This window comes from Bradyrhizobium monzae (assembly GCF_021458635.1).
Taxonomy (GTDB): Bacteria; Pseudomonadota; Alphaproteobacteria; order Rhizobiales; family Xanthobacteraceae; genus Bradyrhizobium.
Genome location: NZ_JAIRDQ010000006.1, coordinates 368053 through 381852, shown reverse-complemented (window position 1 = coordinate 381852; position 13800 = coordinate 368053). Strand labels below are relative to the sequence as shown.

The following is a 13800-nucleotide window of genomic DNA, read 5'->3' as shown; positions in this document are numbered from 1 at the left end:
AGAGAAGGAGAGCCTCTCTACGGCTCGACCAAAAACTCCACCCGCTCGGCCGCGAACCGCGAGTGCTTCGTCACCAGCGGCTTGCCCTCGAGATCGAGGTCCGTCGCATCGACCACGAGGATCGGCCGCCCCAGCGGCAGGTCGAGCCGCGCGGCGTCGGTGGCGTCGACGATGCCGGCAGTGATCCGGGTCGCGCCGCGGCGATAATCGCGGATCCCGTAATGCTCGAGCATCTTCGTCATCGAGCGCGTCGCGGCAAACACCGTGCCCGCGCCCGGAAACAGCTCCGCAGACAGCCAGGTGGTGGAGACGCAGATCGGCGTGCGGTCGGCGAGGCGGATGGCTTCGATCCGCACCAGCGGCGCGCCGGTCTTCAATCCCAGTTCCCGCGCCAGCTCGCGGGTTGCGACATCTTCTGACGCCTCGATCATGCGGCCATGCGGCTCGCGACCCTCGGCGCCGACGATCTCCGAGAAGCGCGTGCGCGAGCGCAGTGGATAAGCGAGCTTCTGCGCCTCGACATAGGTTCCGCTGCCGCGTTCGGCACGCACGATGCCGCGCTCGGCGAGCGCCGCCAGCGCGCGCCGCACGGTGTGGCGATTGACGCGATAGGTTTCGGCGATCTCCATCTCGCCCGGCAATTTGTCGCCTGCGGCAAAACGGCCGTCGGCAATGCCGCGCTCGATGCCGTCGGCAACGAGGCGCCACAGCGCGACGCCTGAGGAGGCGGTGTCCTGCATGCTCATGTCGCCGATCAGCCTAGCCCGAAAATCACACCTCTGTCACGAAACAGTCATGGCGCTTCCGTATCAAGTTGTCTAGTATCATAGACAACTTGAATTCGGCAAGGTCTGTCAAAAGTTCGGTGGATTCGGTGACCCAGCACAACACCCAGCAAGCCCAGCGCCAGGCCGCCATGGCCGTGCTGGCGCACGCGGAGGCGGGCGAGATCGCCGCCCGCCTCCGCACGATCTCATTGCCCGGCCATCAAGAGCTGCGCGAGCCGGAAAACGGCCTCGTGATGCTGCGCGGCCGGGTCGGCGGCGACGGCGCGCCCTTCAATCTCGGCGAGGCGACAGTGTCGCGCGCTGCGGTGCGGCTTGCGAGCGGAGAGGTCGGTTTCGGCTACACGCTCGGGCGCGACGGTGAGAAGGCGCGGCTGATCGCGCTGTGCGATGCGCTGGTGCAGTCGCGCGATTTTGGCGGGCTGGTGGAGCGCGACGTTATCGCGCCGTTGCGAGAGCAGCTTATGATTCGGCGCAAGCAGGCGGCGGAAGAGACCGCTGCGACGAAGGTTGATTTCTACACCATGGTGCGCGGTGAGGGGTGAGGCCATGACCACGATTGCGGAACTGCCGCCGGGTTTCGTCGACAAGGTATTGTCGGCGCAATCGACCTTTCGCTCGGTCATGGATGCGATGGCGCGGCCGGGTTCGGTCCAGCGCATCGTGCCGATGGCTGGGACGCCTGCCACGATGATGCGCGGCACCGCCGCAATCGCGCTGACGCTGTTCGACCACGACACGCCGCTCTGGCTCGATGCGCGGATGTCGGAAAGCTCTGACGTGCTGAAATGGCTGAAGTTTCATACCGGCGCGCCTGTGATCCAGGATTCCGCGATCGCGGCCTTTGCGCTGATCAGCGACGGCGGTGCACTGCCGGCGCTGGAGCGTTTCGCGCTCGGCACCAACGAATATCCGGATCGGTCGACCACGGTGATCATTCAGGTCGATAGCCTTGACGCAGGCCGCAGCTTCGAGCTGCGCGGTCCCGGCATCGACGGCGTCGCAACGCTCCAGGCGTCGATCAAGCCGTTCGACCTGTTTGAACGCCTGCGCTTCAACGAGCCGCTGTTTCCGCGCGGCATCGACGTGGTGCTGGTCGCCGATGATGCCGTGGTGGCGATTCCGCGGACCACGCGTGTCATGAGCAAGGGAGGCTAGAGGCATGTATGTCGCAGTCAAAGGCGGCGAACGCGCCATCGAGAACGCCCATCGCCTGCTCGCCAATGCGCGGCGTGGCGACCAGAGCGTTGCGGAAGTCTCGCTCGACCAGATCTCGGAACAGCTTGGGCTCGCCGTCGACCGCGTCATGAGCGAAGGTTCGCTCTATGACCGCGAGCTTGCTGCGCTCGCAATCAAGCAGGCCCGCGGCGATCTGATCGAGGCGATTTTCCTGGTCCGCGCCTTCCGCGCCACTCTGCCGCGTTTCGGCGCCAGCGAGCCGGTCGACACCGGCGCCATGCGGGTGCAGCGGCGGGTGTCCTCGACCTTCAAGGACATTCCCGGCGGCCAGATTCTCGGGCCAACCTTCGACTACACCCATCGCCTGCTCGATCCCTCGCTTGGCCAGGGTTTTGTGCCGGAAGCGCCGGCTGTGGCCGAAGCCTCGACGGCGCCGACGCCGCGCGTAACCGATATTCTGGGCCGCGACGGGCTGATCGAGACCTCGCCGCGGGCCGAAGACGGCGCCAGCGTCGGCGATCTCACCCGCGAACCGCTGAACTTTCCTGCGGACCGCGATCTGCGCCTGCAAAATCTCGCGCGCGGCGACGAGGGCTTTCTGCTGGCGATGGGCTATTCCACCCAGCGCGGCTACGGCCGCAACCATCCCTTCGCCGGTGAGATCCGCTTCGGTGAGGTCGAGGTGGAATTCGTTGCCGAAGACGTCGGCTTTGCCGTGCCGCTGGGCTCGATCGAACTGACGGAGTGCCAGATGGTCAACCAGTTCAAGGGCTCGGCGACGGAAGCGCCGTGCTTCACCCGCGGCTACGGCCTTGCCTTCGGCCAGAGCGAGCGCAAGACCATGTCGATGGCGCTGGTCGACCGGGCACTCCGCGCCCGCGAGCTCGGTGAAGAGGTCGGAGCCCCGGCGCAAGATGAAGAATTCGTGTTGTCGCATTCGGACAACGTCCAGGCCACCGGCTTCGTCGAGCATCTGAAGCTGCCGCATTATGTCGACTTCCAGTCCGAGCTCGGCCTGCTGCGCAAGCTGCGCAAGGAATTTGCCGAAACCTCTGCCGAGGCCAACGGGCCCGCTGCCATGAAGGAGGCCGCGGAATGAACGCGCCCGCCTATAATTTCGCCTATCTCGACGAGCAGACCAAGCGGATGATCCGACGCGCGATCCTGAAGGCGATCGCGATCCCCGGCTACCAGGTGCCGTTCGCCAGCCGCGAGATGCCGATGCCCTATGGCTGGGGCACCGGCGGCGTGCAGGTGACCGCTGCGATCCTGGGACCGCAGGACGTGCTGAAGGTGATCGACCAGGGTTCTGACGACACCACCAACGCGATCTCGATCCGCAAATTCTTCGCCAAGACTGCCGGCGTCGCCACGACCACGGCGACGGAAGATGCGACCGTGATCCAGACGCGCCATCGTATTCCCGAGGCGGCGCTGCACGCGAACCAGGTGCTGGTCTACCAGGTGCCGATCCCGGAACCGCTGCGCTTCCTCGAGCCGCGCGAGACCGAGACGCGGCGCATGCACGCGCTCGCCGAATACGGCCTGATGCACGTGAAGCTCTATGAGGACATCGCCCGCTTCGGCCACATTGCGACCGCCTACGCCTATCCGGTGAAGGTCAACGCGCGCTACGTGATGGACCCGTCGCCGACGCCGAAATTCGACAATCCCAAGATGGACAATTGCCCGGCGCTGCAATTGTTTGGCGCCGGCCGCGAGAAGCGCATCTATGCGATCCCGCCCTATACAAAGGTGGTGTCGCTCGATTTCGAGGACCACCCGTTCGAACCGTATCGTTTCAACGCGCCCTGCGCCCTGTGCGCCGCCGAGAATTCATACCTCGACGAGATCGTCACCGACGACAAGGGCAGCCGGATGTTCGTCTGCTCGGACACCGATTATTGCGAAGGACGTCAGGCCGCCGGCCATCACGGTGCCTTGAGTGCTGCGCCGTACAAGGACAAGGCGCAGGGAGGGGCAAATGGCTGATCAGGATCTGCTCGAAACCGATCAGCCGCTGCTGGTCGCTGAGACCCTCAGCAAGTCCTATGGCCGCATTGCCGCGTGCCGCGACGTGTCGTTCTCGCTCTATCCCGGCGAGGTGCTGGCGATCGTCGGCGAATCCGGCTCCGGCAAGTCGACGCTGCTGCAACTCCTGTCCGGACAGCTCGCGGCGAGCGGCGGGCAGGTGTCCTATCGGATGCGCGACGGTGTCACCCGCGATCTCGCCGCACTCGGCGAGGCCGAGCGACGGCTGCTGTTCCGTACCGATTGGGGTTTCGTGCACCAGGATCCGGCGCAGGGCCTGCGCATGGCCGTCTCGGCCGGCGCCAATGTCGGCGAGCGGCTGATGGCGGTGGGCTGGAACCATTACGGCCGCATTCGCGAGTCCGCCTCCGACTGGCTGACGCGGGTCGAGATCGACGTCGCGCGTATCGACGATGCGCCGCGCACCTATTCGGGCGGCATGCGCCAGCGCCTCCAGATCGCGCGTAACCTCGTCACCGGGCCCCGGCTGGTGTTCATGGACGAGCCGACCGGTGGCCTCGATGTTTCAGTCCAGGCCCGCCTGCTCGATCTCCTGCGCAATCTCGTCGCCGAACTGCATCTCGCCGTCGTCATCGTCACCCACGATCTCGCGGTCGCCCGCCTTCTGTCGCATCGTGTGATGGTGATGAAGGGCGGCCGCGTCATCGAGACCGGCCTCACCGACCAGGTGCTCGACGATCCGCGCGAGCCTTACACGCAGCTGCTCGTCTCCTCGATTCTGCCGCCATAAGCCTTCCGAGAAGAGTTCTCCCATGACCGCCATGATCGACGTCGCCAACGCCAACAAGACCTTCACGATGCACCTGCAAGGCGGCATCGAATTGCCTGTCGTGCGCGGCGTGACCTTCCACGTCGATCCCGGCGAGTGCGTCGTGCTGTCGGGGCCATCAGGTGCCGGCAAATCCTCGATCCTGAAGATGATCTTCGGCAATTACCGTTGCGATTCCGGCCGCATCGGCATCCGCCATCGCGGCGAGGTGATCGATCTCGCCACGGCCGAGCCCCGGCAGGTCCTCAACGTCCGTCGCGCCACCATTGGCTATGTCAGCCAGTTTTTGCGCGCGGTGCCGCGGGTCGCCACCGTCGACGTCGTCGCCGAGCCCTTGATCGTCAACGGCATGAGCCGGTCCGACGCACAGGCGCGCGCCGGCGAGCTCCTGCATCGTCTCAATATCCCTGAAAGACTCCGGCAGCTTCCGCCCGCGACCTTCTCCGGTGGCGAGCAGCAGCGCGTCAACATCGCCCGCGGCTTCATCTCGGATCTGCCGATCCTGCTGCTGGACGAGCCGACCGCTTCGCTCGATGCCGCCAACCGCGCCGTCGTGGTCGCGCTGGTCGCCGAGAAGAAACGCCAGGGCGTTGCCATGGTCGCCATTGTCCATGACGACGAAATCCGCCATTTGATTGCCGACCGCATCGTCGACGTCACCAGCTTTGCGGCCGCGGCCTGAAGGAAGAGGGACATGAACGCCAAGCCGAACAATATCGTGATCGCCAACGCCAGGATCGTGCTGGCGGACCGGGTGATCGAACAGGGCTGGCTTGCTCTTGCAGACGGACGCATTGCCGAGATCGGCGAGGGTAGGGCGCCGGCGGGCGCAGAAGACGCCGGCGGTGATCTGATCATGCCGGGCCTGATCGAGCTCCACACCGACCATCTCGAGGCGCATTACGTGCCGCGGCCAAAGGTGTTCTGGAATCCGGTCGCGGCCGTGATCTCCTATGACGGCCAGCTCGCGACCTCGGGAATCACCACCGTGTTCGACTCGCTGCGGGTCTGGCGCGAGGACGGCGCCGAGGAGGTCGATGGCCGTGCCGGCGTGCTCGCCGCCGCGATCACGACCGCGCGCGACTCGAATCTGCTGCGCGCCGACCACTTCCTGCATCTGCGCTGCGAAATCCCGATGCCGAGCGTGGTCGAGGAAGCCAAGGAGCTGATCGACCGTCCCGACGTCAAGCTGATGTCGCTGATGGACCATACGCCCGGTCAGCGCCAGTTCCGCGACGAGGTCAAGCTGCGCGATTACTACCGCGGCAAGGGCGGCGGCAAGACCGATGCCGAACTCGACGAACTGTTCGCAAAGCGCTTCGAGTACCAGCAGAAATATGCCGCGACTAACATGCGCGAGATCGTGGCGCTGGCGCACGAATACAAGATTCCGCTCGCGAGCCATGACGACACCACGGAGGAGAATGTTGCGGACGCCGTGCGAGACGGCGTCGCGGTGGCGGAATTCCCGACCACGTTGGAGGCCGCGCGCGGCCTGCACCAGGCCGGCATCGACATCCTGATGGGCGCGCCCAACGTGGTGCGCGGCGGCTCGCATTCGGGCAATATCGCCGCGGTGGATCTCGCCCGCGAAGGCCTGCTCGATATCCTGTCGTCGGACTACATCCCGTCGAGCCTGCTGATGGGCGCGCTGCAACTGCCCGAGCATGCGCCGTCGATCGGCCTGCCGGCGGCGGTTCGCACCGTGACCAAGGCGCCGGCCGATGCGGTCGGCCTCACCGATCGCGGCGAGATCGCAATCGGCAAGCGCGCCGATCTGATCCGCGTCCATGTTGCCGGCAGCGTTCCCGTGGTTCGCAGCGTCTGGCGCGAAGGGGGCCGTGTCGCATGAGCGAGACGGTCACGACGGCGAAGGGCGCGGCGGGCGCAATCGGGCCCGGGCGGCTGGTGCTCGTGGTCGGCCCGAGTGGCGCCGGCAAGGACACGCTGCTGCGGCTGGCACAGGCGGCCTGTGCCGACGACCATGACGTCGTCTTCCCGCGCCGTGTCGTGACGCGTGCGTCCTCTGCCGACGAGGACAACATCGCGGTGAGCCCCGACGAATTCGCCCGCGCGCGGGCCCACGGCGATTTCGCCGTGCATTGGGACGCGCATGGGCATTCGTACGCGCTGCCGCTCGAGATCAACGACGACATCCGCACTGGGCGTGCCGTCGTCGCCAACGTCTCGCGCACGGTGATCGCCGCGCTGCGCGGGACTTACGCCAATGTCGTCGTCGTTGCGATTACGGCGCCGCCGGACGTGCTGGCGCAGCGCCTTGCTGCGCGCAAGCGCAACACCGACGGTAATCTCGCTGACCGCCTGGCGCGCAGCGTCGACGACAAGTCGGCACATGCGGACGTCACCATTCTCAATTCGGGCAGCGCGGAGTATCACAGCCGCCAGCTCGTGCGCGCGATCAGGAACGAATGCTGGCGCGAGTAACCGCCGGCGCAACCAGGAGGGTGTGGAATGACGGTGATCAAGACGGTCGAGGAACTCGAAGCCATCTACGGCGCCACCAATGACGCCTCGACCGTGAAAGTCGCCGATCACGTCACGCCGCTCTACCGCATCTTCATCGAGAAGGCGCCGTTCGCCGCACTCGCCACCATCGGGCCCGAGGGCATCGACTGCTCGCCGCGCGGCGATCTCCCCGGCTTCGTCCGCATCCACGATCAGAAGACACTGATGCTGCCCGATCGCCGCGGCAACAACCGGGTCGATTCCCTGCGCAACATCGTGCGCGACCCGCGCGTGTCGCTGATGTTCCTGATCCCCGGCTCCGGCAACGCGGTCCGCGCCAACGGCCGCGCGCATCTCTCGGTCGATCGGCAGCTGCTCTCCTCGTTCAAGGTCGAGGACAAAGCACCGCGCAGCGTCATGGTGATGAATGTGGACGAGATCTACTTCCAGTGCGCCCGTGCCATCGTCCGCTCCGACCTTTGGAATCCCGACAAGCGTATCGATCCGAAGACGCTGCCGACGCCCGGCCAGATCCTCGCCGAGATGAGCCAGAACAAGGTCGGCGGCGCGGAGTATGACCGCATCTGGCCGGAGCGCGCTGCCGCGACAATGTGGTGAGGGTCTTTTCCTCCCCCCTTGTGGGAGAGGGTGGCTCGCCGCGATAGCGGCGAGACGGGTGAGCGGAATCTATCGACGAGTCGGAATTCGTAGGGTGGGCAAAGGCGCACTTGCGCCGTGCCCACGAATTCTCACCAATCGCATGCAAATGGTGGGCACGCTTCGCTTTGCCCACCCTACGGCATTCCCCCAACTTGGAAAAGAGCGTGCGCCGCGGGCGCTACGTCCTCTCTAATTAAACGCCATCCCGCCACTCAGCGCGATCGTCTGTCCGGTCATGTAGGCGTTGTCGACCAGCAGCATCGGGATCTCCCTATTTCTGCTTTACGTTAGCTAGAGCTTACCACGCTGGCCGCGCTCCCCGTGTTGAACTGATCGCGAGTTGAATCCGCCTGTCAGTGCTTGCGGTGGGAGAAGGCGGCGAGCGCGCGGCCTTCAAATATGGATAGCCATTTCATTGACCGAACGCGCCAATCGCTCGATATTCGAAAGCATCGAAACTGCTCCTCGAGCTTGATGCCGCGATATGAGAACCGATCACCAGCGTAACCCGAGCGACATGCATGCGTGCATGACGCGGCGCTGTTTCTCGGCGGCGACCGGCGCCTGTTGTTGTTGCTGACCGGCACCCTCACAGCGCTCCACACTGCAAATCCCAAGACAGAAGCGCCGAAAGTCCGGCGAACGAGCAGTCATGTCCCAGCACCAGTCGAACGCCTACATCATCGAGATTCACGACCGCGCCGCCGGCATCATCACAAGAGATGAGCGCGGCTTCCGCTTCTTCTCCTCGGAGCGCCTGTTCGACAGCCTCGAAGGCCGCCAGTTCCGCTCGGCGCGCGAAGCCGAGCGTGCTGCCCGCGCCGTTTTTTCCGAGCGGAGCCGGCGCGCGAACTCTTCACTTTTCGCCAACTGAAAGGACCTTGACATGACCGCACGACGACAGCTCTTGATCGCCGCGCTGCTGCTTGTGACCGCTGTCGCGGCACCCGTGCACGCGGAGGACAAGCCGACGGAAATTCGCATCGGCACGCAGAAGGGCGGTTTCTTCCCCGCGGTGCGCCAGCGCCGGACGCTTGAAAACGCCTTCAGGCCGCTCGGCATCGAGGTCAAGTGGATCGACTTCCAATTCGGTCCACCGCTGCTCGAAGCCATCAATGTCGGCAGCGTCGATTTCGGCTTTGTCGGCGACACCCCGCCGATCTTCGCCTAGGCCGGCGGCGCCAAGATCCGCTATGTCGCCGCCGTGAAGTCCGAAGGCGACAATCAGGCGATCATCGTGCCGAAGGAGTCTTCGATCAAGACGCTTGCCGACCTCAGGGGCAAGCGCGTCGCCTTCGGCAAAGGATCGAGCGCGCACAATCTGCTGGTTGCCGTGCTGGAGAAGGCCGGCGTGTCGTGGTCCGACATCACGCCCGCGCCGCTCGCGCCGGCCGATGCGACCGCGGCCTTCGTCAAGGGCTCGGTAGACGCCTGGTCGATCTGGGATCCTTATCTCGCGCTCGCCGAGTTGAAGGAGAATGCACGCGTTCTCGTCTTCGACAAGGACGTGCACAAGCCGAATGCCTTCTACATCGCCAATACGGATTTCGTCGAAAGATATCCGTCGCTGGTCGCCAGGCTCAACACTGCCTTCGCTTCTGAAGGCGTATGGGCAGGACAGCATCACGAGGAGGTCGCCAAAGCGCAATCGGAGGCGACCGGCGTGGATATCGCGGCCGTCCGCCGCTTCGTGAATCGCTCCACTTATAGCGTGGTGCCTCTCGACGCCGAGGTCATCAAGAGCCAGCAAGCGGTGGCCGATCGCTTCGCAAAGCTCGGCCTGATCCCGAAGCCGGTCAACGTGTCCGACATCGTCTGGAAGTGGACGCCGGGCTCCTGAGGCGGCTCAGCCCTTCAGCGCCGCCAGCAATTCATCCGGGCGCTCTGCCATGATCATGTGGCCGGCGCCCGGCACGACGACGGTCTTCGCATGCGGGATCGCGGCCGCAAGTGCCTTGCCGGCTTTTGCCGGCGTCATCATGTCCCGCTCGCCGAGGATGAGGGTGGCAGGCACCTTGACGGTCGCGGCCGCCTGAAGCGCATTCGCGTAGGCATTGCAGGCCGACAAATCCCTGAACAGCACGCCCGGTTCGCAAGCTTTAAGCACCGCCTGCGCGCCGCCATGCATCCACAGGCCCGGCGCGAGGCTGCCGCCGAGCTCGGCGTTGAAGCCGAGGCCCCAGATCGAGACCATGTCGTTTGCATCTTGCGAGTTGGCCTCGGCGGCCTTGAGCAGATCCGGGCCGACGGTCATGGTCGCGGCGGTGCCGATCAGGCTCAGTGCCGAGACCTTTTCGGGATGGCGCCCCGCGGTCTCCAGCGAGATCAGCGATCCCATGGAGTGGCCGATCAGGTGCGCCTCGGTCGCGCCCGCCGCATCGAGCAAAGCTGCCGTCCAGTCGGCCATGTCGGCGATGCTTGTGAGTGACGGTCCGGCCGAACGGCCGTGGCCGGGCAGGTCCGGCGCCAGCACGCCAAAACCGTGATGGGCGAACCAGCGCGTATGCAGCGCCCAGGTCGAATGGTCGAAGCCGGCGCCGTGGACGAAGACGACCGTGGGCAGGGATTTGTCGAATTCGCGGCCGCCGGTTGCGACAAACACCTCGGCGCCGTTGACGGAGAGCTTCATCGTGTCAAACCTTCTGCGAGATGCGCAGCGCCTGCGCGAGATCGTCGATGATGTCGCTGGCGGTCTCGATGCCGACCGACAGCCGCACCAGCTCCTCGCCGATACCGGCCACCTTGAGCTGCTCGGCGTCCATCTGCTGATGCGTGGTCGAGGCCGGGTGGATCACCAGCGTCTTGGCGTCGCCGACATTGGCGAGATGGCTGATCATGCGCAGCTGTTCGATGAACTTGCGCCCCGCAGGCCGTCCGCCCTTAATGCCGAAGGAGACGATCGAGCCCGCGCCGCGCGGGAGCAGTTGCTTTGCGAGCTGGTAGTCCACATGATCTTCAAGCGAGGGATGCAGCACCCAGTCTACCGCCTTGTTGGCCTTGAGCGCTTCCAGCACGAGATGGGTGTTTTGAATGTGGCGGTCCATGCGAACGCCGAGCGTCTCGACACCCTGCAACAGCTGGAACGCGTTGGTTGGCGACAGGCAGGCGCCGAAATCGCGCAAGCCCTCGGTGCGCGCGCGCATGATGAAGGCCGCGGTGCCGAACTGCTCGTCGAAGACGATGCCGTGATAGCCGCCATAAGGCTCGGTCAGCACGCCGAACTTGCCGGACGCGCGCCAGTCGAAGCGGCCGCCGTCGACGATGGCGCCGCCGATCGCGATGCCGTGGCCGCCGATCCATTTGGTCGCCGAATGCATCACGATGTCGGCTCCGAGCTCGATCGGCCGGCTGAGATAGGGCGTCGCAAAGGTGTTGTCGATCAGCAGCGGAATTTTTGCGTCATGCGCGATTTCCGCGACCTTCGGGATATCCAGCACCTCGAGCCCGGGGTTGCCGATGGTCTCGCCGATCACGAGTTTTGTGTTCGGCTTGATCGCTTTCCGGAAGGCGTCATGATCGCGCGGCTTCACGAACGTCGTGGTGATGCCGAAGCGCGGCAGCGTGTGCGCCAGCAGATTGATGGTGCCGCCATAGAGCGAGCTCGACGCCACGATGTGGTCGCCGGCGTTCAAGAGCGTCGCGATGGCGAGATGCAGCGCGGCCATGCCACTGGCGGTGCAGATCGCGCCGACGCCGCCCTCCAAAGCAGCGAGCCGCTCCTCCAGCACGCCGGTGGTGGGGTTGGAGATGCGCGTATAGATGTGGCCCGCGCGCTCCAGATTGAACAGCGCGGCGGCGTGATCGGAATCCTGGAACACGTAGGACGTGGTCTGGTAGATCGGCACCGCGCGGGCGCCGGTCGCGGGATCCGGATGCTGGCCCGCGTGCAGGCTCAGGGTCTCGAAGGCAGGCGGTTTTGGCGCGGGCATGCGTGGCCTCGTTGATCGATCGGCGATGGCGGCCCTTGTGCCACAAAAACGCGCGCAGACCTAGGCACTCGCGCGAATGGCCTGCTCGATCGCGCGGGTCTCGCGCAACAAGATCTCCGCGACCTCCTGCTCGCGGCGCGGGCCGAGCCTCGTCCGAACGGCGGACACGGTCATCGCCGCCGCCGGCCGGCCGTCCGGCGTCTTGATCCAGGTCGAGATCGATTTCGTGCCCTGCACGAGGCCGATCTCGCGCATGCCGTATCCGAGCCGTCGCGCGGCAGTGATCTCGCCGAGCACCGTCGCGACGTCGGTGCGGTAACCTTCGAAGCGCTTCTCGTTCGCTGTGACGATTTTTCGCGCGTCCGGCGCCGGCAGTGCGGCGAGGATGGCGACGCCTGCGCTGGAGACGCCGAGCGGGCGGCGCGCGCCGACCTCGATCGACAGCACCTGGATCGGATATGCGCCGATCCTGCGATCGACGCACAGCGTGTCGTTGCCGGTCCGCACCGTCAGGAACAGCGTGTCGCCGATCTCGGCGGAGGCGCGCCGCAGCGAAGGACCCGCGGCGACCAGCAGCGGCGAGGGCCGGGGGCGCGCGAGCGCCAGCTCCGGCACCTGGTTGCCGATCGCGTAGCGGCCGGTCCGGTCGTGCCGCTCGACAATGCCTTCCTCGATCAGCACGTGGACGATGCGATGCACGGTCGGACGCGTGAGGCCGGTCACCTGCACCACCTCGGCCAATGGCACGCCGTTCTCGCGGCCTGCGGCAAGAATACGCAGCACAGACAATGCGCGGCGGATCGCCTGCGCACCTTGTCGCGGCTCTGTCACGCGAGCGGAACTTCGGGAGCGTATTTTGTCCATAATATGGACAACAACGCCACAATTCACTCGACAGGTAAAGGCTGCGTCTGGAGATTGCGCGTCGATCGGAATGCTGTGCGCGACGTCATGGCACCCGACGTGGAATTGGAAGTGCTGGGAGGTCATCATGAGAGGTATCTGGATCGCCGTTGCGGCCGCGATGGCGGCGATGCTGGCGGGGCCCGCGTCGGCCCAGCAATGGCCGGCCCGCAGCGTCAAGCTTCTGGTGCCCTATCCCGCCGGCGGCAATGTCGACAGCGCAGCCCGCATCATTGCCGACAAGCTCCAGGAAAAGCTCGGCCAGCCCTTCATCATCGAGAACAAGGCCGGCGCCGGCGGCATGATCGCGGGCGAGGCCTTCGCGAAATCGGCACCCGACGGCTACACGCTGTTCGTCGGCGCCAACGGCCCGGTGCTGTTCGCGACCGAGATCAACAAGCGCGACGCCTATAATTGGAAGAAGGATTTCCTGCCGATCTCGACCATCTCGATGACGCCGCTGGTGCTCGAGGTTCATCCGTCGGTGCAGGCCAACAATTTCAAGGAATTCGTCGACCTCGCCAAGCGCGAGCCCGGCAAGCTGACCATGGCCTCGCCCGGCCCCGGCACTACCAACCACCTGCTCAGCGAGCTGATGCAGTCGAGCCTAGATCTGCAATGGGTCACGGCGCATTACCGTGGCAACGCGCCGGCGATCAACGATCTCCTTGGCGGGCAGGTGCAGTTCGCGTTCGACCAGCTCACCGTCAGCCTCCAGCACATCAAGGCCGGTCTTTTCCGCGCGCTCGCCGTCACCAGCCCGCATCGGCTGAAGTCTCTGCCCGACGTGCCGACCTTCACCGAGCTCGGCTACAAGGATTTTGACGGCCAGACCTTCACCGGCCTGTTTGCGCCCGCGGGCACGCCTGCGCCGATCGTGGACAAGCTGCACGAAACGCTGGTCGCGATCCTGAAAGACCCGGGCGTGGTCGACAAGTTCGACAAGCTCGGCGGCGAAGCCGTCGCGATGACGCCCGACGAATTCAGGGCCTATCTCGAGCGCGAGGACGCCAAATGGATTCCGATCGTGCGCAAGGCCAACATCAAGGCTGACTGA

15 protein-coding genes and 1 pseudogene are annotated in these 13800 nt (G+C 65.5%); 12 read left to right on the top strand and 4 right to left on the bottom strand.

Going from position 1 to position 13800, the window contains the following annotated elements:
* Nucleotides 1-17 precede the first annotated feature (17 nt).
* Nucleotides 18-746, bottom strand: coding sequence for a phosphonate metabolism transcriptional regulator PhnF (gene phnF, locus K3F49_RS23675; protein WP_234683350.1), 729 nt, complete (start codon nt 744-746; stop codon nt 18-20).
* A gap of 119 nt (nt 747-865) precedes the next feature.
* Between phnF and phnG the strand changes: the two genes are divergently transcribed.
* From phnG to K3F49_RS23620, 11 genes and pseudogenes are all read left to right on the top strand, one after another.
* Nucleotides 866-1330 (top strand): phosphonate C-P lyase system protein PhnG, encoded by a 465-nt coding sequence (phnG, locus tag K3F49_RS23670; protein WP_234683349.1) that lies wholly within the window; start codon nt 866-868, stop codon nt 1328-1330.
* A gap of 4 nt (nt 1331-1334) precedes the next feature.
* Nucleotides 1335-1943, top strand: coding sequence for a phosphonate C-P lyase system protein PhnH (gene phnH, locus K3F49_RS23665; protein WP_234683348.1), 609 nt, complete (start codon nt 1335-1337; stop codon nt 1941-1943).
* Nucleotides 1944-1947: 4 nt separating this feature from the next.
* Complete coding sequence (locus K3F49_RS23660; protein ID WP_234683347.1) at nt 1948-3063, top strand: carbon-phosphorus lyase complex subunit PhnI; 1116 nt, start codon at nt 1948-1950, stop codon at nt 3061-3063.
* Nucleotides 3060-3956, top strand: a complete 897-nt coding sequence (locus K3F49_RS23655; RefSeq protein WP_234683346.1) for an alpha-D-ribose 1-methylphosphonate 5-phosphate C-P-lyase PhnJ — start codon at nt 3060-3062, stop codon at nt 3954-3956. Before K3F49_RS23660 ends, K3F49_RS23655 begins: the two co-directional genes overlap by 4 nt.
* Nucleotides 3949-4746, top strand: a complete 798-nt coding sequence (gene phnK, locus K3F49_RS23650; protein ID WP_234683345.1) for a phosphonate C-P lyase system protein PhnK — start codon at nt 3949-3951, stop codon at nt 4744-4746. Before K3F49_RS23655 ends, phnK begins: the two co-directional genes overlap by 8 nt.
* Nucleotides 4747-4768: 22 nt before the next feature.
* Complete coding sequence (gene phnL / locus K3F49_RS23645; protein ID WP_234683344.1) at nt 4769-5467, top strand: phosphonate C-P lyase system protein PhnL; 699 nt, start codon at nt 4769-4771, stop codon at nt 5465-5467.
* Between the two features lie 12 nt (nt 5468-5479).
* Nucleotides 5480-6637, top strand: a complete 1158-nt coding sequence (locus K3F49_RS23640) for an alpha-D-ribose 1-methylphosphonate 5-triphosphate diphosphatase (protein WP_234683343.1) — start codon at nt 5480-5482, stop codon at nt 6635-6637.
* Nucleotides 6634-7230 carry a phosphonate metabolism protein/1,5-bisphosphokinase (PRPP-forming) PhnN gene (gene phnN / locus K3F49_RS23635; RefSeq protein WP_234683342.1) on the top strand — a complete coding sequence of 199 codons (597 nt, stop codon included), beginning with the start codon at nt 6634-6636 and terminating at the stop codon, nt 7228-7230. The genes K3F49_RS23640 and phnN overlap by 4 nt, the downstream gene beginning before the upstream one ends.
* Nucleotides 7231-7257: 27 nt before the next feature.
* A complete protein-coding gene (locus K3F49_RS23630) occupies nt 7258-7869 on the top strand; it encodes a pyridoxamine 5'-phosphate oxidase family protein (protein WP_234683341.1) in 612 nt (203 codons plus the stop codon).
* Between the two features lie 694 nt (nt 7870-8563).
* Nucleotides 8564-8785 carry a hypothetical protein gene (locus K3F49_RS23625; RefSeq protein ID WP_234683340.1) on the top strand — a complete coding sequence of 74 codons (222 nt, stop codon included), beginning with the start codon at nt 8564-8566 and terminating at the stop codon, nt 8783-8785.
* A gap of 12 nt (nt 8786-8797) precedes the next feature.
* A pseudogene (locus K3F49_RS23620) lies at nt 8798-9751 on the top strand (aliphatic sulfonate ABC transporter substrate-binding protein).
* Nucleotides 9752-9757: 6 nt separating this feature from the next.
* Here K3F49_RS23620 and K3F49_RS23615 read toward each other — a convergent pair.
* The 3 genes from K3F49_RS23615 to K3F49_RS23605 are packed head-to-tail and all read right to left on the bottom strand — an operon-like array spanning nt 9758 to nt 12704.
* A complete protein-coding gene (locus tag K3F49_RS23615) occupies nt 9758-10540 on the bottom strand; it encodes an alpha/beta fold hydrolase (RefSeq protein WP_234683339.1) in 783 nt (260 codons plus the stop codon).
* 4 nt (nt 10541-10544) lie between these two features.
* Nucleotides 10545-11840, bottom strand: coding sequence for an O-acetylhomoserine aminocarboxypropyltransferase (locus tag K3F49_RS23610; protein ID WP_234683338.1), 1296 nt, complete (start codon nt 11838-11840; stop codon nt 10545-10547).
* Nucleotides 11841-11900: 60 nt separating this feature from the next.
* On the bottom strand, nt 11901-12704 hold the full coding sequence (locus tag K3F49_RS23605; protein WP_234683337.1) for an IclR family transcriptional regulator: 804 nt from the start codon (nt 12702-12704) through the stop codon (nt 11901-11903).
* A 127-nt stretch (nt 12705-12831) separates the two neighbouring features.
* Here K3F49_RS23605 and K3F49_RS23600 point away from each other — a divergent pair, with 127 nt between their 5' ends.
* The gene (locus K3F49_RS23600) at nt 12832-13800 is read left to right on the top strand and encodes a Bug family tripartite tricarboxylate transporter substrate binding protein (protein WP_234683336.1); all 969 of its coding nucleotides are present in this window, start codon (nt 12832-12834) and stop codon (nt 13798-13800) included.